Raw genomic sequence first — 26,642 nt, forward strand, 5'->3', positions numbered from 1 at the left:
ATTTACAGTAAGTTTTTATTCACAATTTATGACCTTAAAAGACAAACTTGCCGCACAACGTATTTATTTATTTTTGGCTGCGCTTTTTATCACTTCGCTAGTGGTTTCCAACCTCATTTTTCAAAAGTTTTTTTATTGGTATCCTGTTGATGTTGAGATTTTTGGATCTAAGCTTTTTGAAATTTCAGTTGGGATACTCCCCTATCCGATCACATTTTTAATTACCGATTTAATTAGCGAGATCTTTGGAAAGAAGCGTGCCAATCAAGTCGTAGTAGCTGGTATTTTTGCTTCAGCATTTTCATTACTTATTGTTTATGTTTCTAATATGGTTCCAGCAACACCTTGGTCTCCTGTTGGAAACAAAATGTTCTCTACTGTTTTTGGGAGTACTGCTATTGCTGTATTTGCTAGTATGATGGCATATTTATTAGCACAATTTGTCGATATTCAAATCTATCATTTTTGGAAACGACTCACTAAAGGAAAGCATTTATGGTTGCGTAATAACTTTTCTACATGGCTCTCTCAATTTGTAGATACGCTAACCATATTATTATTACTGTGTTCTTTTGATATTATTGCTTGGGAACGATTTAGTGGTTTATTGGTTGCTGGATTTCTTTTTAAAGTCTTAGTTGCCTTATTCGACACGCCATTTTTATATCTTGGTGTTTATCTATTTAGAAGACGTTTCAACTTAAAAATAAATGAAGAAATCGATCTTATTTAAAGGCAGATTGGGTTAAAATTTTATTAAACTTTTGCATTAACAAGACTTAAACTATATTCTGTACGTATATAGGTTACAAAACAATCACATGAAGAAAGCTCTAAAGATTACAGGAATTACTTTACTCATTATATTTTTCTTATTAATTGCCATACCGTTTGCGTTTCAAGGGCAAATAAAAGACATGGTAAAAACCTTTATTAATGACAACCTTAATGCGAAAGTTGAATTTAGTGATGTTAGCTTAAGTTTTATTCGCAGCTTTCCACAAGCTCATGTTACTGTTGACGATTTAGTAATCACCAATTACAAACCTTTTGAAGGGGAAACCTTTGCTACAGCAAAAAACATCGCCTTTACAATGTCTGTAAAAGAATTATTTAAAAGCGCGAGCGAAGACCCAATTGTAGTAAACTCTATAGCTATAGATGAAGCCTTATTGACCTTAAAAACAGATCCTTTGGGAAATAATAATTATGATATTACCAAAGAAAAAGAAAACGCACAAGCAACGGTAGATTCGTCTAGCGGATTTGCTTTTGATATCGAAGACTACCAAATCAATAATAGTGCATTTACCTTTTTAGACGAAAAATCTAATACACAAATTTATATTTCAGAATTAAACCATTCGGGTAAGGGCACATTTTCGGAAGAAAAATCGCAATTAGATACACAAACGTCTGCCACAGTTAGTATGAGTATTGATAGCACGCAATATTTAAATCAAAACATCGTAAAATTAGATGCTCTTATTGGAATGAATTTGAAAGAGCAGACCTATACCTTTATGGAGAACCAAGGCTATATCAATCAATTGCCATTAGTGTTTAGCGGTTACTTTCAACAATTGGAAGATGGTCAGGATATTGATATCACATTTGAAAATCCAGAATCATCTTTTAAAAATTTTCTTGCTGTAATTCCCGAAGCCTATTCAAAGAATATTGATAATGTCGAAACTTCAGGTGATTTTAAAGTGAATGGTATTATCAAGGGAAAAGTAACAGAAACCACCATCCCAACATTAGATATTAATATTTCATCTAATAATGCTTCATTTAAATATCCTGATTTACCTAAACGAGTTAATAATATTACCATAAATACAGCAATAAAGAATACTACAGGAAATTCTGATGACACCTATGTAGATATCAAAACACTGAATTTTAAAATTGATAACGACAGCTTTAAGTCTAGCGCACAACTACGAAATCTTACAGAAAACATATTAGTTAATGCTAATATTGATGGTACGTTAAACCTCGCTAATTTAACCAAAGCCTACCCTATCGAATTAGACAAACAACTCAGTGGAGTATTAAAAGGAAAACTCAATACATCTTTTGATATGAATGCTATAGAAACTAATGCTTATCAACGCATTAAAACTACAGGAAATGCTAGCATTAGTGATTTCATTTTTTCTTCGGAAGATATAGTCAACCCAATACAAATTAACAAAGCAGACATGACCTTTAATCCAGGAAATGTTTCATTAAATAGTTTTGATGCGAAAACAGGCACCAGTGATTTTAGAGCCACTGGTACCATTAAAAATTTGCTAGGATTTTTGTTAAGCGATAAAGAATTGCAAGGAAACTTCAATGTCAACTCCAATAATTTTGTGGTTAGTGATTTTATGATTGAAGATGAGTCTGCTACTGAAAACTCTAATAAAACAACATCAGATAGTGAATCGTTGAAAATTCCAGATTTTTTAGATTGTACAATAAATGCTAATGCAAAAACAGTGGTCTATGACAATCTCACATTAAAGGATGTAACTGGCACATTATTAATTAAAGATCAAGAAGCTAAGTTAAATAATTTAACCTCAAATTTATTCAATGGTGTTTTAGCATTAACTGGTCGCGTTTCAACAAAAACCGACATACCAGTTTTTGACCTTAATTTAGGTGCCGAAGATTTTGATATTTCCCAATCGTTCAAAGGTCTAGAACTATTACAAAACCTAGCTCCTATCGCTAAAGTATTACAAGGAAAACTCAATACCGTAATCAAACTACAAGGTACACTTAATAATGAATTTACGCCAAATCTAAATACCATTTCAGGAGATGCTTTTGCTGAAGTTTTCACCACAAATATCACTCAAAATGAAGTAATACTAGGCAAACTCAGTAATGCTTTAAAATTTATTGATTTTAATAAACTCGATTTAAAAGCCCTGAAAACGAAGCTTGACTTTTCTGACGGTTTAGTGAGCGTAAAACCATTCAACCTAAACTATGAGGATATAGATATTGTTGTATCTGGCACACACAGCTTTGATAAAAGCTTAAACTACAATGTGGTTTTTGATGTGCCTGCCAAGTACTTAGGAAGTGATGTTAATCAGTTGCTTGGTAAAATTAATGATGCCGAAGTGAATAAACTCACAATTCCTGTAACAGCAAATATAACTGGTAGCTATACTAGTCCGCAAGTACAAACAGATTTAAGTAGTGGTGTATCAAATTTGACAAAGAAATTAGTCGAAATTCAAAAAGAAAAACTTTTAAATCAAGGCAAAGATAAAATTAATGATCTTTTAGGTGGACTCATAGGTTCAAAAAAGGAAACTATCAAAGATTCAACCATCGTAAAAACCGACACTACTAAAAAAGCAGATCCATTAAAAGAAGGTGTTAAAGATTTACTTGGTGGTCTATTAAAAAAGAGAAAGAAAAAGAAGGATTCGACTAAAAACTAACATCTTTCAGGAAAAAAGCGTATAAAAAAAACTAAAAATCAACAAAATTTAAGTCTTTTTTGTAAAGAAGTGCATAATTATTTGCTTTTGTCAATTTAAAAGTTATGTTGTACTCTTGCAAACTTTTTAAAATACACATTTATACATGAGGCAATTAAAAATCACTAAACAAGTTACCAACCGTGAATCTAAATCCTTAGACAAATACCTACAAGATATAAGTAAGCTACCTATGATTACTGCTGAAGAAGAAGTTGAGCTTGCTCAGCGAATCCGAGAAGGTGATCAATTGGCTTTAGACAAACTCACGACAGCTAACTTACGTTTCGTAGTTTCTGTTGCAAAACAATATCAAAACCAAGGGCTTACGCTCCCAGATTTAATTAATGAAGGTAATGCCGGTTTAGTTAAAGCTGCTAAGCGTTTTGATGAAACTAGAGGCTTTAAATTTATTTCTTATGCAGTTTGGTGGATTCGACAAGCAATTTTACAAGCTTTAGCAGAACAATCTCGAATAGTTAGATTACCTTTGAACAAAATTGGTTCAATAAATAAAATCAATAAGACCTATTCTTTCTTGGAACAAACACATGAAAGACCTCCTAGTGCTGAGGAAATAGCACATGAATTAGATATGACTGTTACTGAAGTGAAGCAGTCTTTGAAAAACTCTGGAAGGCATTTATCAATGGATGCACCTCTAAAAGAAGGTGAAACATCAAGTTTATATGATGTTGTTAAATCTGGTGAGTCGCCAAATCCAGATAGAGATTTGATGAAAGAATCTCTTAATGTTGAAATAAATAGAGCATTAGACACGCTATCACAAAAAGAAAGTGATGTTATTCGCTTAAATTTTGGTTTAAGTAATGAACCACCAATGACATTAGATGAAATTGGAGCAACATTTGATTTAACAAGAGAACGTGTAAGACAAATTAGAGAAAAAGGAATTAAACGATTACGCCAAGATTCTAAAAGTAAAATATTAAAAACGTATTTAGGATAGTCCTAAAAGATAACCACAAGTATTACAATGATTAAAATTTTAGTAAAAGAAGGAGAAAGCATAGAACGTGCTTTAAAGCGTTACAAAAGGAAACACCGTAACGTAAAAACGATGCAAAACATTCGTGAAAATCAATTTTTCACTAAGCCATCAGTAAAAAGAAGACGTGAAATTCAAAAAGCTAGCTATATTCAAGATTTAAGAAATCAAGAAGATATTTAGTAGCAACTTCACTTTAAACATAAAAAAAGCCTTTCCAAATTGGAAAGGCTTTTTTTATGTTGGTATTATTTTGAATTTAATCAAATGCCGCATGAGCACTTGCACTCGTCTTATTAACATTTATAATCGCATTACTAGAATTAACTAGCATAGCTACAATCTCCAAGTTTCCTGGATTACCAATTGTTCCTGTAGGAACTGTATAATCAAACTTAGTTCTATATGTATTGTTTGCTACAGCTTCACCTGCTGGAATAACATCTCCTAATACATTTGTAAATGAGTGACGTAATACATGATCATGTACAAAATTAGGAATCGGGTTTTGACCACCATAATACTCTGGATAATAATTGGCCTGACTTAAAACTAAACCATTTTCCAATAAAAAGACAACTAGTTTTGATCCGTTAAGATTTTCACTAAATCCAACACTTACCATAAATGAAAGATTGTTTCCTTTAATTGTAGAGTTTATAGCTAAACCACTTCCTACAGTACCTTCAGCCTTGCTTGTTACTTGATTAACATTATTTGTTTCAGGGAAATTCCACTCTTCTTGTCTATTTACATACGCTGTAGGCAAACCTGTTATTCCTAAATAGTTAGACATTTCAACACCATATTGATTTTGATATGGGTCGCCATTAAACAAATGTGTTGCAACTACAACCACATCATCACTTGCATCTTGAACCATTTCAATAGCTACTGCTACTCTTGTACAATATCCACACCAATCACCTGTATAGTCCTCTATTAAAGCTCTTCTATTATAACTCGCAGGAGTTACAGCATTATCTGCAACGCTTACAGCTAGAGTTTCTGTAGTAAACGTCTCATAAGTTGCATAAGCATTATAATCTCCCGTTGTATCTGGTATATAAACACCTCCTGTTACAGATTGTTGATCGTTAATATAAATAGTAGCCACATCAGTTACATTTACTTCATTTCCTTGAGTATCTGTTGCCATAACTGTGTATTCAATTCTGTCTCCTAAATTGAGTGCTGTATTATTTACTGTCATAGCTATTGATTCTACAACTGCTAAAAACTGAACTGTTATTGCCGAGCTTGTTAAATCTTCGTACTTAGCTGTAACAGCATACGATCCTGTTTCAGTAGCACTGTAAGTATTACCAGTTATTGGACTGCCATTAACATAAACAGTAGATTCTGATGTCACGTCATCACCTTCGTTAGTAGATACAGTAAACGTTACCGATTGACCGTAATCAACAAAAAATGAACTTGCATTAACAGTTATAGAATTGGGACCTCCATTTCCATTACCATTACCATCTCCATTTCCGTCACTAGATGAACTACACGAGAATAATGCAGTCACCGCCACGAAAAGGAAAATTTTAGTGAAATTTTTGATTTTCATAATAATTTGTGGTTAAATGTTAAAATTTTAAGATTTGCGAATATAAAAATATATTTCATCATTTTTTATGAAATTGGCACATAGTTTGTAAAAAAATAGATATTAATGATGGTATTTTTTAAAAAAAATTAACTTTGCCCAAATTAAATCTAAATATCTTAAGATGAGAACCCTAATTACCTTATTGCTTACTTTAACAATTTCTACAACTACACTTGCTCAAGATGTATTACCAAAAATGCAAATCGAAACCCTCAAGGGAGCCAATATAAATCTTGAAGACATTTCTAGTAATGATCAACTCGTTGTTGTGTCTTTATGGGCGACATGGTGTGTGCCTTGTAAAAATGAATTAGATGCCATCAATGACGTTTATGATGATTGGGTAGAAGAAACCAATGTGAAATTATACGCTGTTTCTGTAGATGATTCCAGAACTGTGAAACGCGTTAAGCCTTTGGTGAGTGGAAAAGGCTGGGAGTTTGATATCCTTTTGGATACAAATAGTGACTTGAAAAGAAAATTAAATGCCCCAACAATCCCTTTAACATTATTGGTTAAAAACAATAAAATTCTCTATAGACATTCAGGATATACACCTGGAAGTGAAGATGAACTTTACGAAAAAATAAAAGAGTTTTCTAAATAAATCACTAATCAACACCCTCAACTAAATGAATCGCTACAAACTAATAGCAGCTCTGCTATGCACTCCTCTTATTGTATTTTCACAAGAAGACGATAAAAAAGATTATGGAAAATTAAGCGGAGGAATAGAATCTAATTCCCAATATTATGTCGACGACTCAAAAACAGGAGACTTTGAGGAAGACGACCCGTTTAGATCTAATAACTACTTAAGATTAAATTACGACTACAAAAACTGGTTTGCTCATATTCAAGTTGAATCTTATGAACCTAATGCGATATTAAACTTTTATCCAAAATATAAAGGCACCGATGTTGGAACCTTTGCAGTAGGTTATAAATCCTCAAAATTTGAAGCAACTCTCGGGCATTTTTATGAGCAATTTGGGAGCGGACTTATACTGCGCTCATGGGAAGACAGACAGTTAGGAATAAATAACTCTATAAGAGGTGCTAACGTAAAATATAGACCAACTAATGCTTTAGAATTTTCAGCGCTATATGGTAGACAGCGTGATGGCTTTGAAGTCTCCGATGGTTCTATTTATGGATTTAATGCCGAAATTGGTTTATCATCATTATTTAAACTTGAAACAACAGGTTTAGATCTAGGATTGAGTTATGTAGGCAGAGATGAAGATTTAGATATCTCTAATCCTAATTTTGAATCATTGACAAATGCTTTTTCTGCACGAATAGATTTTACTGAAGGAAACCTCTATTCATCTATTGAATATGTTAAAAAAGGAGAGGATGTTTATTCTGAATTAGGTAATATTATTGAAGACAGATATTTTGACGGTAGCGCGTGGCTATTTAACTTTGGATATGCTAAATCTGGTTTAGGTATTGATGCTACCTTCAGACGTATGGAAAACATGGCCTTTTTCTCTGAAAGAGATGAATCTGCAAACGTATTTAATCAAAACTATCTCAACTTCATTCCAGCATTAACAAAGCAACATGATTATGGGTTAACTAATATTTTTGTTTATCAATCTCAACCTCGATTAACCTTTAACCCTATATTTAAATCTGGTGAAATTGGAGGTCAAGTTGATATCTTCTACAACATAAAAAAGGGAACAACCCTTGGTGGCAAATACGGAACAAAACTAGCATTTAACTACGCTACATGGTCTGGCTTAAAAGGCAATTTCAATATAAACGACAGAACTTATGAAGACACTGAATTCTTTGGTTTTGGTGAAAAGTACTTTGAAGAATTTAGTTTAGATATAAAGAAAAAATGGTCTCCAAAATGGTCTTCAATAGTATCGATAGTCAACACGTTCTACAATGCGCGTTTTGTAGAAGATAGAATTGGTGAAGTAAATGCCACAGCATTAGTAGGTGAAGTCACTCGAAAATTAGGTAACGGGAAATCAGTTCGAGCAGAAGTATCACATTTATTTTCAGATGATGAAACAAGTGAAAGAGCTAAAAACTGGGCTGGCGGAACATTAGAATATAACTTTAGCAGTAGACTGAGTGTTTTTGCAACCGATATTTGGAACTATGGCAATCCAGATGAAGATCGCCAAATACATTATTATACATTTGGAGGAAGCTTCACTAAAGGTGCTACGCGAGTTATGGCTAGCTATGGAAGACAACGTGGCGGCTTAGTATGTGTTGGAGGTATTTGTCGATTTGTACCAGAAAACACAGGGTTTTCATTAAGTTTATCAACTTCTTTTTAAGACTAAGTCATTTATATAAATAAAAAAGCGCCATTTGGTTAATGGCGCTTTTTTTATCCGCGATATTTAAGTGGTAAATGCACCACTTTTTTCGTCTCAAAAAACGCTTCTTTAAAATAGTCGCTTAAGTTATATATAGTTGCTGTCTTATAGGGTTCCAACTCTTCTGAGAGGTCACCACCTTTCAAATACAAGATTCCATTTTTCAAATCATGACGTTGTTCTTTTGCTATCTTCCCTTTAACCCATTTCACGAAAGCTGGCATCGCTGTTACTGCTCTGCTTACAATAAAATCAAACTGTTCATCAATAGCTTCCACTCTACTGTGAGTTGTTCTTATGTTTGTAAGACCTATACACTGTGCAACGTCATCTACTACTTTTAATTTTTTAGCTATGCTATCCACTAAATGAAATTGAGATTCTGGATGTAAAATAGCTAAAGGTATACCCGGAAAACCACCTCCCGTTCCAACATCTAAAATAGCCGAACCAGGAAGAAAGCGTAATACTTTTGCAATTGCAAGAGAATGTAATACATGTCGTAAATACAACTCATCAATATCTTTTCGAGAAACAACGTTAATTTTTAAATTCCACTCTTTATAGAGGTCTTCTAATTGTTGAAATTGAAGGATTTGATGGCCACTCAAATCTGGGAAATACTCTTGTATAAGCTTCATTAATTTAAAATTTACACAAAAGTATACATTTTTATGTGGATATTTTTAGCATTTATTTGGTAAAATGGGAGCATTTATTACATATCTTTGCTCCTTAAATATTAAAACGTACTTTTTTACGTTACAATTGAAAAATGGCAATTCAATGACAAAGCAAGCACTTTCTTTCTCAAGAACAGACTCAGCAAAATTCTTTAGAACACTCAATAAACGTGTGAATAATTATTTTAAAGAGAATAATATAAAACGTACTGGAAATTGGAAGATTTGGTTAAAGACAGTAGTAATGTTTACCATGTTCCTTTTACCTTATTTCTTAATATTAACTCTTGACATTCCTGGATGGCTACAATTATTACTTACGGTAGTAATGGGCGTTGGTATGGCAGGTGTTGGCATGAATGTGATGCATGATGGTAATCATGGTTCCTATTCAAATAAGGAATGGGTTAATCGATTAATGGGAAGTAGTATTTATATTCTTGCTGGAAATGTGTATAACTGGAAAGTTCAGCATAATGTTTTACATCATACATATACCAATATCCATGGCCATGATGAAGACCTTGAAGCTGGACGCATCTTACGTTTCTCGAAGCACGCAAAATGGCATAAACATCATAAATTTCAGCATTATTATTCTGTTTTACTTTATGGTTTATTAACTATTAATTGGGCTATTACTACAGATTTTCAACAAATGTATCGTTACATGAAGCGTAAATTATCTTACGGTAAATTACCAAATCCCGTAGTAAATTGGAGTAAGCTAGTCATTTCAAAACTCATCTATGTGTCTATTTGGATAGTAGTTCCAATGCTTGTTTTAGATATTGCTTGGTGGAAAATCTTACTTGGTTTCTTTATTATGCATTATGTGGCAGGTCTTATTCTAAGTGTCGTATTTCAATTAGCACACGTTATGGACGAAGCTGAAATGTTATTACCTGAAGAAGATGGGACTATGAAAAATACTTGGGCCATCCACCAATTGAAAACTACTGTGAATTTTGGTGCAAAAAGCAAGATTATCAACTGGTATACTGGTGGACTCAATCATCAAGTTGAACATCATATTTTTCCGCATATAAGTCATATTCACTACGGAAAGATTTCTAAAATAGTTAGAGAAACGGCTAAAGAATTTAATTTACCATATAAAGAATACGAAACCACCAGAAAAGCAATTGTTGCCCATTTCAGATTCTTAAAACAAATGGGAATGAAGCCAGCAATGAGCTAAAACGACATATTTTAAATGACACAACTTTCAGATAGAGTTCTCAATATGGCAACATCTGCCACACTTGCTATGGCAGCTAAAGCGAGAGAACTAAAAGCAGAAGGAAAAGATATTATTGGTTTGAGTCTGGGTGAGCCAGATTTTAATACACCAGATTTTATAAAGGAAGCAGCAATTCAAGCTGTGAACGATAATTACAACTCTTACACGCCTGTTGATGGCTACGCAGAATTAAAAGACGCTATTATCACTAAATTTAAAAGAGATAATAACCTCAATTACAAGCCCTCACAAATTGTTGTATCTACTGGAGCAAAACAGGCATTGGCTAACATTGCGGCCGTTTTACTCAACAAAGGTGACGAAGTGATCTTACCTTGCCCATACTGGGTAAGTTATAGTGACATTGTAAAACTCAATGAAGGTATTCCTGTAGAAGTTAAAACATCAATAGACAACGATTTTAAGCTAACACCTCAGCAATTAGAAGCTGCAATCACGCCAAAAACGAAAATGATTTGGTACAGTTCTCCATGTAATCCTAGTGGCTCTGTATATAGTAAAGCTGAACTTAGAGCTATAGCTGATGTGTTGCAAAAACACCCTAATATTATTGTAGTTTCTGATGAAATCTATGAACATATTAATTTTATTGGTGGACATGAAAGTATGGCTCAATTTGACGATATGTTTGATAGAACCGTCACTGTAAATGGTGTCTCTAAAGCTTTTGCAATGACAGGATGGCGAATTGGATATATTGGTGCTCCAAAAAGCATAGCCAGAGCCTGTAACAAAATGCAAGGCCAAGTGACCAGTGGCGCTAATTGCATCGCACAACGTGCCGTTATCACTGCGCTTAACGAATCGCCTGATCGCGTTCAATACATGATCGACGAATTTAAGGTAAGACGTGAACTTATTTTGAGCTTACTAAATGATCTAGAAGGTTTTAAAACCAATGTTCCTGAAGGTGCTTTTTATGTATTTCCAGATATATCGCACTTCTTTGGATCAACATTAAAAGGAAAACGTATAGAAAACGCTACAGATTTTTCTTTATTTCTATTAGAACATGCAAATGTAGCTACAGTTACTGGGATTGCCTTTGGAAACCCAGATTGCATCCGAATTTCTTATGCGGCATCTCAAGAGCAAATTATTGAAGCAATACGACGAATTAAAGAAGCGGTTAGCTAGATAATATTGAAATAAAACGTTGCATAAATTAAAACACTAAAAAGGATTATAAATAGGATAACGGAAATTAATCGCTTTCTTTTATAATCCTTTTGCGCTTTTTGTTTTATTTGTTCCAATAGCTCAGGACTGGCTTTTGGGAAATTGAATTCATGTCTTTTATTTTTTTCATAACCACCAAGCGTCTTTTTGAACCTTGATGTTTTATCAAGTTTAATACTTTTATTGCTCTTTAATGAGCTTATCATAGATTCTCCAAGTGGCATATCATCCTATTTAAAATTCCTAATATAGAACTTAAAAGTATAATAGATATAGAAGTATAATTAAAGTTACAAAACCCACTGTTGTTTTCTTTATTAAGATACGTCTATTTTGTTTTCTAGTCTTAATTCTAATACGTCTTAATACATGAGGTGGTACCTCAGGTAAAACATAAACTTTATAAGTACTCACTGTTTCGTAACCTCCGACAAAATCTTTAAGAGGTTTTCTTCTTTTTTTCCTTAATAGATTTCTGTTGTTTCTTAAAACAGCATTCATGGTTCCAATTGAGCTCATAATATCTTTTTTATTTCTGAAATACGTTCAGAAGTTCAACCGTTAAAATTGAAGTATAGTATACCTTTAGATATGAATCGACATATCAAAATTGTATAATTAATAATATAAAAGATAGTTTTGAGAGAGAACTCAATCGTACCAGTTAAAAAGGTCTATTGACAGTAGCTTATAAGATAAAAGCTAATACTGTTACAAAAACAGACAGTTTTAAAAGGGTATCGATACTTGAAGTAAATTGATATTGTCTGCTTTTTACACGTTGCTTAATACCAAAGATAGAAGTTGATTTTGAGTTGCTTAAATTACATTTTACAACCGACTTATAATTTGAATTTAATAAACCTTCAGGTCTAACAAATTCTGTCTTTAATCTACGCTTGGGCGAAGGCTCTAATTTTTCTGATGTTAATACTAATTCCATGATGATTAATTTAATTGATTATACCAATAAGACGCAGATCTTTCATATTTGTTACAAACATATTCGTACGTAACCCCTTTAAAACCAATGTAAAATTCCCGAAATACCTATAAATATTAATATTTCCGAATAAAAAATATTTTTGAAAATTTTTGTAAAATTTATCTATTTCGCCAGAAAAAAGGAGTCAATAATATTAAAACAGTGAACAGTTCAAGACGTCCAATAAGCATTAAAAATGCCGACCACCATTTACCCAAATTTGGCAACTCAGAATAGTTATTTACTGGTCCAAAATCACCTAATGCAGGTCCGACATTTCCCAAACTAGATGCTGAGAGTCCGATGGCCGATTCAAAATCGATTTGAAACATGGAAAACACCAAAGCGCCAATAATAAAAGAGAGCATATAAAGAATAAAAAAGCCCAGAATATTAAATACAATATCACCAGATACGGACTTTTTATTATAGCGAACTGGTAAGATTGCATTAGGATGAAGGGCACGTTTAAATTCTAAAAATCCATTTTTAATCATGAGCATATGACGAACCACTTTCACACCACCAGACGTACTACCAGCTGATCCACCCAAAAACATCAACCCGAAAAAGAAAACCACAAGAAATGGTGTCCACAATGTATAATCTGCAGTGATAAACCCTGTTGTAGTAACAATAGCTAAAACTTGAAATAGTCCATGTCTAATCGAAGCTTCGGCCTTACCTAAAACCATTGGGTGTTCTATTGAGGATATAGAAAAATCGGCTCTAAAATAAATAATAAACGCAGCTATGATTGTAAACAAAGCAATAAATTTAAAGTAAAGCTTAAACTCTTCATCACGTATTACTTTTTGAACACGCCCTTTAAATGCAAAATAACTTAAGATAAAATTTGTTCCTGCCAAAAACATAAATGCCATGATAATATATTGAATGATTGGCTGACCATTCCAATGAGCTATACTAGAATTCTTTGTCGAAAACCCACCTGTAGATAAGGTAGACAATGAGTGGTTTATGGCATCAAAAAATGACATTCCAGCGACTTGAAGTAAAATTGTTTCTGCGGCTGTATACCCAAAATAAATGAGCCATAATCGCTTGGCCGTGTCTGTAATTCGTGGATGCAGTTTATCTGCATTTGGCCCAGGAGCTTCAGCAGCAAATAACTGCATTCCTCCAATGCCTAATAAAGGTAGGATAGCGATTGCAAGAACAATAATTCCCATACCACCTATCCAATGCGTCATACTCCTCCAGAACAACACACCTTTTGGAATGGACTCAATATCATTTAAAATACTAGCTCCAGTAGTTGTATAACCAGACATAGTCTCAAAGAATGCATTGGTAAAACTCGGTATAGAACCTGTAATTAAATAGGGCAAGGTTCCTGTTAATGCCATAACAATCCACCCAAAGGCAACAACGATATAACCGTCTCTTTTATTGAGCTCTTTTTTATGATTTTTGGTGAGATACATAGAGATTCCTCCAAGTATCAACACTATAATTCCTGCAGCAAACAGGTCAAGAGTAACTCCATCTTTATAAATTAAACTGATGAGTGTTGACAACAGCATAAAGCCACCATTGAAGAGACATAGTAATCCGAAAAAATGAAAGATGATTTTATAGTTGAGTTTCATGGACTTATACTATGAATAGATATTAAAAAAAGAATCTTTCGACCTTAGTTATGGATCTAGGTAAGCAACATACAACAACCTTATCTCCTACTTCAATTTGAAAATCTCCTAAAGGAATAATCCCAATATCATTTCTAATGACACCTCCTATAATTGCCGAACGAGGAAAATCTAATTCCTTAATAACTTTTTGAGTGATCTTAGATTTTGAAGTCACTTCAAACTCTAATAGCTCGGCATTCATATTACTCAATTTAGTCATTGCTAAAACTTCTCCTCGCCTAATATATCTAAAGATATTATTGGCTGCCAAAAGCTTTTTATTAATCAAGGTATCAATACCTATAGACTGAGATAATTGGTAATAATCCATGTTCTCTACTAAAGCGATCGTTTTTTTCACGCCTTTAGATTTGGCTACTAAGCAAGACATAATATTCGTTTCAGAGTTTCCTGTCACCGAAATAAATGCATCCATTTCTGTAATGTTCTCTTCTTCAAGGAGCTCAACATTTCTTCCATCGCCATTAATAACAAGTGCATTGGGTAAGTCATCGGCACATTCAAAAGCAACTTCTTTATCGCTTTCGATTAATTTTACCTTAAATTTACTTTCACAAAGATCTCTAGCCGTTTTGTACCCAATTTTACTACCACCTAATATCATGATGTTTTTAAGTTCTGTTTTTACTTTTCCTGAAAGTTCAAACAATTCTTCATCTCCTCCTTTAGAGGTCATAAAAACAACTTTATCGCCTTCTTTAAATTCTGTATCGCCTCGTGGTATGATGGTATATTGCGTTCCAAAACGCTGAATAGCAATAGGTACAAAATGCAATTCTGGAAAAACTTGTGCAGCTTCTCTAACGGTTTTACCTACAAAACTTGCAGTTCGTGACAAACGTAAACTCAACATCGTTAGTTTGCCATCTTCAAACTCGTAAGTATCATTAAAGCCATATTGATTAAGTAGTAGTTCTATTTCGGCAGCGGCTAACGTTTCTGGTGAGATCAACTCGTCTATTCCAAACTTTGTAAACCCAACTTCTGTTTGATCTAAAAATTCAGAATTAGAAATTCTAGCTATCGTTTGCTTTGCTCCTAACTCTTTAGCAAGAACACATGCTGTAATATTGGTTGTTTCAGAAGAGGTTACAGCAATAAATAGCTCAGACGTATTAATTCTAGCTTCATTTAAAATCGCAATAGACGTCACATCACCTTTAATCACTCTAATATCTAGGTGATCATTAGCATATGCCAAACTATTTTTATTTGTATCTATTAAAGTAATCTCCTGAGACTCATACGACAATAGCTTAGCCAAATGAAATCCAACTTCTCCTGCACCTGCAATAATTATTTTCATTGATATGTTTATTCAAAAAAACATACAAATATACTACATTATTATGTGATTGAGAGACTCTTAAAAGTAAGCATCAAATTATTTAAAGCTATTAGTTTTAAGTATATTTGCAAAAAAAAAGAATGTCCTCAAAAGTTACTCCATATAAGGATAGTGATTTGAATAAAAAGCAACAAGTCACTCAAATGTTTGATAATATCTCAAAAGAATACGATGGTTTAAATCGTGTGATTTCTTTTGGTATTGATATTAAATGGCGTAATAAAGTCGTAGATATTGTATCTCAAGGACACCCTGAACGCGTTTTAGATATTGCTACTGGTACTGGAGACCTAGCTATAAATCTTGTAAAAACTAATGCAAAAGAGATCATAGGTTTAGATATTAGCGATGGGATGTTAGAGGTAGGACGACAAAAAATAAAAAGTAAAGATTTAGACAACCTTATTACAATGGTAATTGGCGATTCTGAAAATTTACCTTTTGAAGATAATAGCTTTGATGCAATAACCGTAGCTTTTGGTGTTCGAAATTTTGAAACTTTAGAAAAAGGACTTGCTGAAATTTTAAGAGTATTAAAACCAAACGGAACATTTGTGATATTAGAAACATCAGTTCCAACAAAAACACCGTTTAAACAAGGCTATAAATTCTACACTAAATACATTTTGCCAACCATAGGAAAGCTCTTCTCTAAAGACCGATCTGCTTACACTTATTTAAGCGAATCTGCATCTGTTTTTCCATATGGTGAGGTTTTAAACAATATTTTACGTAAAATTGGGTTTATTAACGTGCAAGACAAACCTCAAACTTTAGGTGTTGCAACAATTTATGTCGCATCCAAAGCCTAACTGCGGTTGACATGTCATTATCGTGATATTTATGAAGAAAATACTTATCCTTTTAACCCTACTTATTATGTCGCAGAGTGTTTCTGCACAGTTATTTAGTAGAGAAAAAATAAAAAATATTGAGAATTTTGATAAAAAAACACTGTCATGGGGATTTTATCTTGGGCTCAACAGTTACGATTATCAGTTTAATTACGAGAGAGATCTTAAAGAAATTCTAGTTGAAACTAATTTAGGGTTTAGTGTTGGTCTTGTATCTAACCTAAGACTTAATAATCATCTGGATATTAGATTTGAACCAGGATTGTTTATTACTACCAGAAATATACAATATGACCCGAGTTATTTTAATGGAATTGAATCAACAGATTCCGATTTATTACGTGAAGTGAAGTCAACTTATGTTCACTTCCCTTTATTATTAAAAGTCTCTACCAAACGTTTAAACAACTTTAAACCTTTTGTTATAGGCGGATTTTCTATGGCATTAAACCTATCGAGTAACGAAGAAAATCCTGATGACAATGCTGCTGGCCAATTTAGAACTAAGAAGAATGTTTTATTTTATGAGCTAGGTATTGGTATCGATTTCTATAATCAATGGTTTAAGTTTACACCTTCCATTCGTGGTGTATTTGCACTCAATGATGAATTAATTAGAGATGAGGATCCAGATAGCCCTTGGACAAGTAATGTTAGAACTATGAAAACTAGAGGAATCTTCTTAAACTTTACTTTTCAGTAGACATTCTTTTAAACTCACTTAATACAATTGCAGTAGCAGTTGCTACGTTTAAGCTTTCTGTAGCTTGCAAGTTTCCAAATCTAGGAACACTCAATCGCTTTGTTACTTGTTTTTCAATTGCTTCGGAAATACCATTAGCTTCGTTGCCCATAACGATAATGCCTGTATCCGATAATGTTTCATTGTAAATAGTATCTCCATCCATAAAGGTCCCAAAGACTTCTGTTTTCGTATTATTTATATAGTCGTTAAGGTCTGTATATTGAACATTCACACGGGTTAAGGAACCCATAGTGGCTTGTACCACTTTTGAATTGTAACAATCTACAGTAGCCTTACTGCATATCAGATCTTTAATTCCAAACCAATCGCAAAGCCTAATAATCGTTCCAAGATTTCCTGGATCTCTCACATCATCTAAAGCCAGAATTAATCCGTTTGAGGCTACTTTATTTTGTTTTGGAATCCTAAAAACGGCTACAGCTGTATTTGGTGTTTTCAAGCTGCTTATCTTTAGAAGATCTTTTTCAGAAATTAAAACTGTTTCTGCGTTAAAAATAGCTTCTGTTGAAAACAATTGGTATAACTCAAAATGAGAATTCAAAAACTCTTGAATACCTTTTATACCTTCAACCACAAATAATTGATGCTGGATTCTAAACTTTTTTTGGCCTAGGCTTGCAATTAATTTTATGTGATTCTTTGTTAGCATTAAAATGTATTTACTTTTGTGTTGTTTTAACTAAAATACAAAGTAATACTTTTTTGGTCTATTATTTGTTATGATTAGACCACAATAAAACTGTAAATTTGGATAGAACTTAAATGCAAACACTTTCTTTTTTGAGATTTGGCCTTTCCAAGATATTAATCTACGTATTGATATGCACGACCTTTTCGTGTAATATAATGAAGCGTGTAGAAAAGAATGAGCATTTATTAACGAACAATACCGTTTTGGTTAATGACAAAAAGAACACTACCGAGACCATCTCTAATTTGCTCTATCAAAAACCAAATGGCACCTTGTTGGGTATTCCATTACGTGTTCATATTTATAATTTGGCAAGACCCAATATAGACTCCATTTTAAATGCTAAGTATAGAAATCCAGATAACCCAAGAACTGGTTTAAAGAATTTGTTATCATTAAAGCAGTATGAGGCCTTTATTAAATCAAAAAAGAATTTCAACAATTGGCTTAAAAAGACAGGAGAAGCACCAGCAATATATGATGAAGCCAGAGCCGAAAAAACAGCTAATGCTTTAAGGAAATATTACTTTAGTAAAGGTTGGTTTAATGTTGAAACGTCTTTCGAGACCGAAAAAGACAGTAATCAACGTGCTAGAGTGACTTATAAAGTCAACACTGGAGACCCTTATGTTTTAGATTCTATCCACCAAAACATAAAAACACCAATAATAGATTCTTTGTATAATTCTAGATTAAAACAAGGGTCATTGATAAAAAAGGGTCAGCAATATGATGAGGCAAACTTTGCTGCCGAACGAGATCGATTAACTGAACAACTAAGAAATTCAGGTTTTTATCATTTTGGTCAAGACTATATTACCTTCGACATTGATACGATTAGTAACGATAAAAAAATAAAAACCGATCTAATAATTGCAGACCGAGCTGTTAGAAGTGAAGACTCAATTACACGTGTCCCATTCAAGGTCTATAAAATTAAAGAGGTTAATATCTTCACTGATTTTAAAAACGAAAATCGAGATTCGACCATTACAGATTCGGTACAATTTAAAGACTATAATTTATATAGTTTTGATAAATTAAACTACAGACCTAAAGCTATTACAGATGCCATTTTTATTAATAAAGGTGAAGTATTCAAAGATATTGACCGAACACGAACCTATAGGTATTTAAGTCAGTTGCAAGCTTTCAGGTATCCAAGAATTGACTATATCCCAAATGAGGCCGACACGACACTAGTTGCTAATGTTTATTTAGTGCCGAGGAAAAAGTTTGAAATGACCAACAGTTTTGAAATCTCTCAAAGTAATATTCAAACTGTAGGTTTTGCATTTAGTACAGGATTACTTATTAGAAATATTTTTAGAGGTGCCGAAACTTTAGAGATTTCAGCTTTAGGTTCAATAGGTTCATCTCGAGATGCCTCAGACACAAAAGATCAGTTTTTTGACATTAATGAACTTGGTGGTAATTTACGGTTAAATATTCCACGATTTTTTCTTCCGTTCAATACCGAAAAGATCATTCCAAAGTACATGTCGCCAAGTAGTAGAATAACTTTAAGTGCTACAAGTCAAACCAATATCGGATTAGACAAACAAGCATTTACCGGAACCGTAAACTACAACTGGTATCCTACGCGGAAAGTGACTAACAATCTTGATCTTTTCAATGTTCAGTTTGTAAAAAACCTTAATACTGGAAATTATTTTGGTGTATATACAACATCTTTTGACCGACTTAATTCTATTGCCCGAGGAATTGGTTATATAGCAGATGACGAAAGTTTAGAAAACCCATTAATACCTAACGATTTTTCTCCTGCAGATACGTTTATAGGTGATGTTTTAGACAATAACACATCACTTGTGCCTGGTGATAGTGATTTTATAGATGTTAATAATATTAATCAACGAAAAAACCGACTTACAGAAGATAACCTTATTTTCTCATCTAGCTTTAACTACGTAAAAAATCGTAGAGAAAATTTATTTGATAATGATTTTTCAATCGTACGTTTTCGACTAGAACTAGCAGGAAATTTATTATCTAATTTGTCAAAAGCATTTAATCTGCCAAGAAATGCAGATGGAAGATATGAATTATTTGGCGTTCCGTTTTCGCAATATGTTAAAACCGAAATTGATTATGTAAAGCATTGGGATCTAGGTCGAAAAAATGAGTTTGCAATTCGAACTTATTTTGGTATTGCTATACCTTACGGAAATTCAAATAGTATACCATTTGCAGAAAGTTTCTTTGCTGGTGGTCCAAATGATGTTCGTGCATGGACAGCCTATAACTTAGGTCCAGGAAGCTCATTTTCTACTAACGAGTTTAACGAAGCTAATATGAAAATCACGCTTAGTGCCGAACAGCGTTTTAACCTCTTAGGACGTTTTAATGGAGCCGTTTTTATTGATGCTGGAAACATATGGAACGTATTTGATAATGTCGAAGATGAGAAGGCTACCTTTGATGGATTTGACTCTTTAAAAGACATCGCCATAGGTTCTGGATTTGGTATTAGATATGATTTTGGTTTCTTCGTACTTAGAGGCGACATTGGTTTTAAAACTTATGATCCATCTAGAGAATTAGGCAATAGATGGTTTAAAAATTACAACTTTAGCAATGCCGTTTACAATATTGGTGTCAACTATCCTTTTTAGTCTCTTTTTTTATTCAGAAACGATAACGTTTGCGTAAGTTTTACTTACGTCAAAGTCTTAAAATCCTGAAATATTAGTCAAATTTTATGTATTTTTGACTTTTAATTTTCAACTAAAAAACTAACATGAGTCACAACATAAAAGCCGGAGTTGCAACTGGACGTGAAGTACAAGATATTTTCAATCTCGCAAAAGAAAAAGGATTTGCCTTACCAGCTGTAAACGTTATTGGATCTAATACAATAAATGGTGTTCTAGAAACCGCTAAAGCACTTAATGCGCCAGTAATCATTCAATTTTCTAATGGTGGAGCACAATTTAATGCAGGTAAAGGACTAAGCAACGAAGATCAAAAGGCAGCAATTGCTGGATCAGTAGCTGGTGCAAAACATGTGCATTTAATGGCAGAAGCTTATGGCGTTCCTGTCATTTTACATACAGATCATTGTGCAAAAAAATTGTTACCATGGATAGATGGTTTGCTTGATGCCAGTGAACAACACTTTAAAGAGACTGGAAAACCATTATACAGTTCTCACATGATTGACCTTTCTGAAGAACCAATAGAAGAGAATATTGAGATTTGCAAAACCTACCTCGAACGTATGAGTAAAATGGGAATGACGCTAGAAATCGAATTAGGAATCACAGGAGGAGAAGAAGATGGTGTCGACAATACAGATGTTGATGATTCTAAATTATACACGCAACCAGAAGAAGTAGCTTATGCTTATGAAGAATTAAGTAAAGTAAGTGATCAATTCACCGTTGCTGCTGCCTTCGGAAATGTACATGGTGTTTACAAACCAGGAAATGTAAAACTAACACCAAAAATCCTTAAAAACTCTCAAGAATTCTTATCTCAAAAACATAATTTACCTCATAACCATATTGATTTTGTATTTCATGGTGGGTCGGGTTCTACAGTTGAAGAAATTAGAGAAGCGATAGGATATGGTGTTATTAAAATGAATATTGATACTGATATGCAATATGCATTTATGAGCGGAGTTCGCGATTATATGGGAGAAAAAGCTGAATATCTTAAAGCACAAATTGGGAATCCAGATGGTGACGATGTACCAAATAAAAAGCATTATGATCCAAGAGTTTGGCTTAGAAAAGGAGAAAATGCATTTGTGGAACGCTTAAAAAAGGCATTTGAAGACCTTAATAATGTAAATACTTTATAACTTTGCATCACTAACTACTAATTAAAACTCTGTTTAATGTCTTGGTTTAAAAGGAAAGATAAGGGAATACAAACCTCTACTGAAGAGAAGAAAGACACACCTAAAGGGCTGTGGTACAAATCTCCAACAGGTAAAATTGTTGACACAAAAGAATTAGAACAAAACTTTTATGTAAGTCCGGAAGATGGCTATCACGTAAGAATTGGAAGTAAAGAATACTTCGAAATTTTATTTGATGATAATAAATTTGAAGAATTAGATCCAGGATTAACGTCTAAAGATCCTCTAAAATTTGAAGACACAAAAAAATATCCAGATCGCTTAAAAGCTGCTCAAGAAAAAACGAACCTAAAAGATGCGGTTAAAACAGCCGTTGGAAAATCTAAAGGTAAAGACTTAGTAATTGCTTGTATGGACTTTACGTTTATTGGTGGTTCTATGGGAAGTGTTGTAGGTGAAAAAATTGCAAGAGCTGCTGACTATGCTTTAAAAAACAAAACCCCATTTATGATCATCTCCAAATCTGGAGGAGCACGTATGATGGAAGCTGCTTTATCGTTAATGCAATTAGCTAAAACATCAGTAAAATTGGCACAATTAGCAGATGCTGGAATTCCTTATATTTCGTTAGCTACAGATCCAACAACTGGTGGTACTACGGCATCCTTTGCCATGCTAGGAGATATCAATATTAGTGAGCCAGGAGCGCTTATCGGATTTGCAGGACCACGAGTTGTAAAAGATACCACTGGACAAGAATTACCAGAAGGGTTTCAAACTTCAGAGTTTTTATTAGAGCATGGTTTCTTAGATTTTATTACACATCGAAGAGACTTAAAAAATAAAGTGAATTTGTATATTGATTTGATTACAAATCAAACTGTAAGAGCCTAAAAACTCAAACATTGTAAAATATAGCATAAAACCTCATCAGTAATTAACCTGGTGAGGTTTTTTTTTAGTTTTAATCGCTTTAACGTGTTGCAAAAAGGATGTATTTATTAAGTCTTTTGAATTAAAAAATTAACTACTATAAAAAAAGCTTCAGAACATAAACGTCCAAAAGCTTTTAAAAAACCAACTTAATCTACTAAAGTTAATTCAACGTCACATCAATCACGTTTCCGTTGTTTGTTGTAAAGGTGGCTTGATTATCGCAATCCCCATTTCCATAATCAAACGTTCCACCAAAATTAGTACGTTGCACATCTACACTTCCACTTACAAAGTAAAAGCAAATCACTTCACGGCGTAAAGGTGTTAATACTTCATACGTATGCATATTACCATTAACAAATGTCGTAGTCCAATTTCCTGTGATTTCAAAAACATTATCACTCCATACACCACTTCCAAAACCTTCAATCCATTCTTTTACTTTAAGTCCTTCTCTACTCGCTTGAGCACCATTAGGCCAAATCACAGTTAAATCTAATGTATGTGTGAACTGCGGGTTTCCGTTATTATTTGATAATTGTTTCAAGAGTGTTTTACTACCTAGAATATTTTTAGCATCAAAGAAGAAGTCTATCAAATTATAAGTAATTAATACTTCTTGAGCTTCAGTATCTCTTGTATAAGAGAATACAATTTGTCCTTTAAGTAAATGACCATGAACGATACAACCTTCATTACCAAAATCGATTGTTACTTCTCTAAATCCTTGCTGTGCAACTATAGTAATCGTAACACAGTCTGGTAATCCAGATTGCTGCGCTGTACGATCTAAAGTATTGGATTCTTCTTCTTCATAGGCGCCTATAATAATATCGCCAATCACATTTGCTGCTGTATCAATATCAGAAGAGAGTCTAACTTCGGAAATCTCTACATCTTGTTCTTCTTCTGTAACAGTATCTTCATTGCTACAGCTTGTAAATGTCAAACCTAAAACCACTAAGGCTAACATAAATCTTGTACTTACTTTACTCACGGCATTTCTCATGCTTGTTTTGAGTTCATCATTTGTAAAATTCATAATTGAGTATTTGATGTTAATATGGTGTTAAGACTAACCAAAAATGAAAACGTTTAATTTTCCGAATAAAAAAATAAATCTAGGCATTGCAAATACTTGGAAATCATTAAAAATTACTATATTTGCCGCTTGAAAGAAAGACTTTCAACGTACATAAAAATCATTTACAATAATATTAGCATGTATTTAGATCAAAAAGAAAAAGAAGCAATTTTCAAAAAACACGGTAAAAATGCCAAAGACACTGGAACAGCAGAAGGTCAAATCGCATTATTTACTTACAGAATTAATCACTTAACTGAGCACTTAAAAAACAATCGTAAAGATTACAATACAGAACGCTCGTTAGTGAAATTAGTAGGTAAGCGTCGTGCTTTACTTGATTACTTAACTAAAAAAGATATCTTAAGATATCGTGCGATAGTTAAAGAATTAGGATTAAGAAAATAATATCAAAGAGGCTTCGTGCCTCTTTTTTTTATATAAATAACTCTTACGATAGAGTATAATAATCGTAAATAAGAAGCTAATTACAGTTTTTCATTGGTCAAGACATTTTTTAAATGTCACACAACAACTACAACAACACAACGACCATTGTTTAACATTGTTCTGATATGCAATACGATTAGAACTAGAATTAAAAATTTATGATTCCAAAAACTTTTAAAGAGGTCATTGACCTTGGTGACGGTAGAGAAATTTCTATCGAAACTGGAAAACTTGCAAAACAAGCGCATGGTAGCGTTGTTGTGCAATCTGGAAAATGTATGTTATTATGTACAGTTGTTTCCAATTACCATCAAGCAGATGTAGACTTTTTACCACTAACTGTTGATTACAGAGAGAAGTTTGCTTCAGCTGGACGCTATCCTGGAGGTTTCTTCAAAAGAGAAGCAAGACCAAGTGATGGTGAAGTGTTAACTATGCGTTTAGTAGATCGTGTATTACGTCCACTATTCCCTAAAGATTATCATTCTGAAACTCAGGTGATGATCCAATTAATGTCTCATGATGAGAATGTGATGCCAGACGCTATGGCTGGTTTAGCCGCTTCGGCAGCTATCCAATTATCAGATTTCCCATTTGAATGTCCAATCTCTGAAGCTAGAGTTGGTCGTATCAATGGTGAATTTATCATTAATCCAACACGTGCACAATTAGAAGAGTCTGACATCGATATGATGATTGGAGCATCTGCCGATTCTGTAATGATGGTTGAAGGTGAAATGGACGAGATTTCTGAAGAAGAAATGGCAGAGGCTATCAAATTTGCACACGAAGCAATTAAAGTACAATGTGCTGCTCAAGTAAAATTAGCTGAAGCTTTCGGTAAAAAAGAAACGCGTGAATACGATCCTGAACGTTCTGATGAAGACCTAGCGAAGAAAATTCACGATATGGTTTATGATAAAACCTATGCAATTGCTAAAGCTGGTTCAGCAAAGCATGAACGTGGGGCTGCTTTTAGTGAAATTAAAGAAGAAGTTTTCGAATCGTTTTCAGAAGAAGAGCAAGAAGATTTAGGGAAACTAATTCATAAGTATGTTGCAAAAGCACAAAAAGAAGCTATTAGAAACCTAACCTTGGATGAAGGTTTACGTTTAGATGGTCGTAAAACTGACGAGATCAGACCAATCTGGTGTGAAATTGACTATTTACCTTCAACGCATGGTTCTGCAATCTTTACACGAGGAGAGACTCAAGCATTAGCAACAGTAACCTTAGGAACCTCTAGAGAAGCCAATCAAATTGACATGCCATCTTACGAAGGTGAAGAGCGTTTCTATTTACACTATAACTTCCCTCCTTTTTCTACTGGAGAAGCTAGACCAATTAGAGGAACATCTCGTAGAGAAGTTGGTCATGGTAACTTAGCACAACGTGCATTAAAAGGAATGGTACCTGAAGAATGTCCTTACACAGTAAGAGTTGTATCTGAAGTTTTAGAATCTAATGGATCGTCATCTATGGCAACTGTTTGTTCTGGAACCATGGCATTAATGGATGCTGGTGTACAACTAAAAAAACCTGTTTCTGGAATTGCTATGGGATTAATTTCTGATGCTGACTCTGGAAAATACGCAGTATTATCTGATATTTTAGGTGATGAAGATCACTTAGGAGATATGGATTTCAAAGTAACTGGTACTGCCGATGGTATTACTGCTTGTCAAATGGATATTAAAGTAAAAGGTCTATCCTATGAGATTTTGGTGAACGCATTAAAACAAGCTCGTGATGGTCGTTTACATATCTTAGAAAAATTAACCGATACGATTGCTACTCCTAATGCAGAAGTTAAGGAGCATGCACCTACAATGGTAACTAGACGTATTCCAAATGAGTTTATTGGAGCCTTAATTGGTCCTGGCGGAAAAGTCATTCAAGAGTTACAAAAAGAAACCGAAACAACTATCGTTATCAATGAAGACCCTGTTACTGAAGAAGGTATTGTTGAAGTATTAGGTGTTGGTAGTAAAGGTATTGATGCTGTTATGGCAAAAATTGATTCTTTATTATTTAAACCTGAAGTTGGAAGTGTTTACGAAGTAAAAGTCATTAAGATGCTTGATTTTGGTGCTGTAGTAGAATACACTGAAGCTCCTGGAAATGAAGTATTACTTCATGTAAGTGAATTAGCTTGGGAACGTACAGAAAATGTATCTGATGTTGTAAACATGGGAGATGTATTTGATGTAAAGTACTTTGGTATAGATTCTAGAACTCGTAAAGAGAAAGTATCTCGCAAAGCGATTTTACCTAAACCTGAAGGGTATCAACCGAGACCACCAAGAGATAATAACAGAGGTGGACGCGATAACAATAGAGGAAGAGATAATCGCGGACGTGATAATAATCGTCGTGATGATCGCAAACCTAGAAATAATAATGATAAGAAAGACGACTAGTGGTTGTC

The 26,642-nt window shown here is 33.5% G+C and carries 23 protein-coding genes; 15 read left to right on the forward strand and 8 right to left on the reverse strand.

Going from position 1 to position 26,642, the window contains the following annotated elements:
• Positions 1-28: 28 nt before the first annotated feature.
• The 4 genes from KWG70_RS00120 (at position 29) to rpsU (ending at position 4,683) form a co-directional block, all read left to right on the forward strand.
• The gene (locus KWG70_RS00120; RefSeq protein ID WP_230933955.1) at positions 29-733 is read left to right on the forward strand and encodes a queuosine precursor transporter; all 705 of its coding nucleotides are present in this window, start codon (positions 29-31) and stop codon (positions 731-733) included.
• Positions 734-821: 88 nt separating this feature from the next.
• A complete protein-coding gene (locus tag KWG70_RS00125) occupies positions 822-3,452 on the forward strand; it encodes an AsmA-like C-terminal region-containing protein (RefSeq protein WP_230933956.1) in 2,631 nt (876 codons plus the stop codon).
• 145 nt (positions 3,453-3,597) lie between these two features.
• Positions 3,598-4,461, forward strand: a complete 864-nt coding sequence (locus tag KWG70_RS00130; RefSeq protein ID WP_230933957.1) for a sigma-70 family RNA polymerase sigma factor — start codon at positions 3,598-3,600, stop codon at positions 4,459-4,461.
• Between the two features lie 27 nt (positions 4,462-4,488).
• Positions 4,489-4,683, forward strand: coding sequence for a 30S ribosomal protein S21 (gene rpsU, locus KWG70_RS00135; RefSeq protein WP_230933958.1), 195 nt, complete (start codon positions 4,489-4,491; stop codon positions 4,681-4,683).
• A 76-nt stretch (positions 4,684-4,759) separates the two neighbouring features.
• On the opposite strand, the gene KWG70_RS00140 is transcribed toward rpsU, so the two are convergent.
• Complete coding sequence (locus tag KWG70_RS00140; RefSeq protein ID WP_230933959.1) at positions 4,760-6,076, reverse strand: Omp28-related outer membrane protein; 1,317 nt, start codon at positions 6,074-6,076, stop codon at positions 4,760-4,762.
• Positions 6,077-6,239: 163 nt separating this feature from the next.
• On the opposite strand from KWG70_RS00140, the gene KWG70_RS00145 reads away from it, so the two are divergent.
• Together KWG70_RS00145 and KWG70_RS00150 are read left to right on the forward strand one after the other, a co-directional pair.
• On the forward strand, positions 6,240-6,725 hold the full coding sequence (locus KWG70_RS00145; protein WP_230933960.1) for a TlpA family protein disulfide reductase: 486 nt from the start codon (positions 6,240-6,242) through the stop codon (positions 6,723-6,725).
• A gap of 25 nt (positions 6,726-6,750) precedes the next feature.
• Entirely contained in the window at positions 6,751-8,427 is a 1,677-nt protein-coding gene (locus KWG70_RS00150; RefSeq protein WP_230933961.1) for a DUF6029 family protein, read from the forward strand.
• A 53-nt stretch (positions 8,428-8,480) separates the two neighbouring features.
• Here the strand turns inward: KWG70_RS00150 and rsmG are convergent, their stop codons facing one another.
• Positions 8,481-9,110 carry a 16S rRNA (guanine(527)-N(7))-methyltransferase RsmG gene (gene rsmG, locus KWG70_RS00155; RefSeq protein ID WP_230933962.1) on the reverse strand — a complete coding sequence of 210 codons (630 nt, stop codon included), beginning with the start codon at positions 9,108-9,110 and terminating at the stop codon, positions 8,481-8,483.
• A 145-nt stretch (positions 9,111-9,255) separates the two neighbouring features.
• Between rsmG and KWG70_RS00160 the strand changes: the two genes are divergently transcribed.
• Positions 9,256-10,353 carry a fatty acid desaturase family protein gene (locus tag KWG70_RS00160; protein WP_230933963.1) on the forward strand — a complete coding sequence of 366 codons (1,098 nt, stop codon included), beginning with the start codon at positions 9,256-9,258 and terminating at the stop codon, positions 10,351-10,353.
• A 15-nt stretch (positions 10,354-10,368) separates the two neighbouring features.
• Positions 10,369-11,553, forward strand: coding sequence for a pyridoxal phosphate-dependent aminotransferase (locus KWG70_RS00165; protein ID WP_230933964.1), 1,185 nt, complete (start codon positions 10,369-10,371; stop codon positions 11,551-11,553).
• A 297-nt stretch (positions 11,554-11,850) separates the two neighbouring features.
• Here the strand turns inward: KWG70_RS00165 and KWG70_RS00170 are convergent, their stop codons facing one another.
• The 4 genes from KWG70_RS00170 to trkA all read right to left on the reverse strand — a co-directional run bounded on the left by KWG70_RS00170 (position 11,851) and on the right by trkA (position 15,562).
• The gene (locus tag KWG70_RS00170; protein WP_230933965.1) at positions 11,851-12,114 is read right to left on the reverse strand and encodes a hypothetical protein; all 264 of its coding nucleotides are present in this window, start codon (positions 12,112-12,114) and stop codon (positions 11,851-11,853) included.
• Between the two features lie 169 nt (positions 12,115-12,283).
• The gene (locus KWG70_RS00175; protein ID WP_230933966.1) at positions 12,284-12,538 is read right to left on the reverse strand and encodes a hypothetical protein; all 255 of its coding nucleotides are present in this window, start codon (positions 12,536-12,538) and stop codon (positions 12,284-12,286) included.
• Between the two features lie 161 nt (positions 12,539-12,699).
• On the reverse strand, positions 12,700-14,193 hold the full coding sequence (locus KWG70_RS00180) for a TrkH family potassium uptake protein (RefSeq protein ID WP_230933967.1): 1,494 nt from the start codon (positions 14,191-14,193) through the stop codon (positions 12,700-12,702).
• Positions 14,194-14,215: 22 nt separating this feature from the next.
• Positions 14,216-15,562, reverse strand: a complete 1,347-nt coding sequence (gene trkA, locus KWG70_RS00185) for a Trk system potassium transporter TrkA (protein ID WP_230933968.1) — start codon at positions 15,560-15,562, stop codon at positions 14,216-14,218.
• A 122-nt stretch (positions 15,563-15,684) separates the two neighbouring features.
• On the opposite strand from trkA, the gene ubiE reads away from it, so the two are divergent.
• A complete protein-coding gene (gene ubiE / locus KWG70_RS00190; RefSeq protein WP_230933969.1) occupies positions 15,685-16,416 on the forward strand; it encodes a bifunctional demethylmenaquinone methyltransferase/2-methoxy-6-polyprenyl-1,4-benzoquinol methylase UbiE in 732 nt (243 codons plus the stop codon).
• A 31-nt stretch (positions 16,417-16,447) separates the two neighbouring features.
• Positions 16,448-17,161 (forward strand): type IX secretion/gliding motility protein PorT/SprT, encoded by a 714-nt coding sequence (gene porT, locus KWG70_RS00195; protein WP_230933970.1) that lies wholly within the window; start codon positions 16,448-16,450, stop codon positions 17,159-17,161.
• On the opposite strand, the gene KWG70_RS00200 is transcribed toward porT, so the two are convergent.
• Positions 17,148-17,873 (reverse strand): TrmH family RNA methyltransferase, encoded by a 726-nt coding sequence (locus KWG70_RS00200; protein ID WP_230933971.1) that lies wholly within the window; start codon positions 17,871-17,873, stop codon positions 17,148-17,150. The genes porT and KWG70_RS00200 overlap by 14 nt on opposite strands.
• Before the next feature lie 113 nt (positions 17,874-17,986).
• Here KWG70_RS00200 and tamL point away from each other — a divergent pair, with 113 nt between their 5' ends.
• The 3 genes from tamL to accD all read left to right on the forward strand — a co-directional run bounded on the left by tamL (position 17,987) and on the right by accD (position 22,638).
• Positions 17,987-20,551: a translocation and assembly module lipoprotein TamL gene (gene tamL / locus KWG70_RS00205; protein ID WP_449619087.1), complete on the forward strand. Its 2,565-nt coding sequence runs from the start codon at positions 17,987-17,989 to the stop codon at positions 20,549-20,551.
• A 125-nt stretch (positions 20,552-20,676) separates the two neighbouring features.
• On the forward strand, positions 20,677-21,744 hold the full coding sequence (gene fbaA / locus KWG70_RS00210) for a class II fructose-bisphosphate aldolase (protein ID WP_230933973.1): 1,068 nt from the start codon (positions 20,677-20,679) through the stop codon (positions 21,742-21,744).
• Positions 21,745-21,780: 36 nt separating this feature from the next.
• A complete protein-coding gene (gene accD / locus KWG70_RS00215) occupies positions 21,781-22,638 on the forward strand; it encodes an acetyl-CoA carboxylase, carboxyltransferase subunit beta (protein ID WP_230933974.1) in 858 nt (285 codons plus the stop codon).
• A 202-nt stretch (positions 22,639-22,840) separates the two neighbouring features.
• Here the strand turns inward: accD and KWG70_RS00220 are convergent, their stop codons facing one another.
• Positions 22,841-23,722, reverse strand: a complete 882-nt coding sequence (locus KWG70_RS00220; RefSeq protein ID WP_230933975.1) for a hypothetical protein — start codon at positions 23,720-23,722, stop codon at positions 22,841-22,843.
• 180 nt (positions 23,723-23,902) lie between these two features.
• Between KWG70_RS00220 and rpsO the strand changes: the two genes are divergently transcribed.
• Positions 23,903-24,172 (forward strand): 30S ribosomal protein S15, encoded by a 270-nt coding sequence (gene rpsO, locus KWG70_RS00225; protein WP_230935007.1) that lies wholly within the window; start codon positions 23,903-23,905, stop codon positions 24,170-24,172.
• Positions 24,173-24,372: 200 nt separating this feature from the next.
• Entirely contained in the window at positions 24,373-26,634 is a 2,262-nt protein-coding gene (locus KWG70_RS00230) for a polyribonucleotide nucleotidyltransferase (RefSeq protein WP_230933976.1), read from the forward strand.
• Positions 26,635-26,642: the final 8 nt, after the last annotated feature.

It is taken from the genome of Psychroserpens luteolus (assembly GCF_021032705.1).
Classification (GTDB): domain Bacteria; phylum Bacteroidota; class Bacteroidia; order Flavobacteriales; family Flavobacteriaceae; genus Psychroserpens; species Psychroserpens luteolus.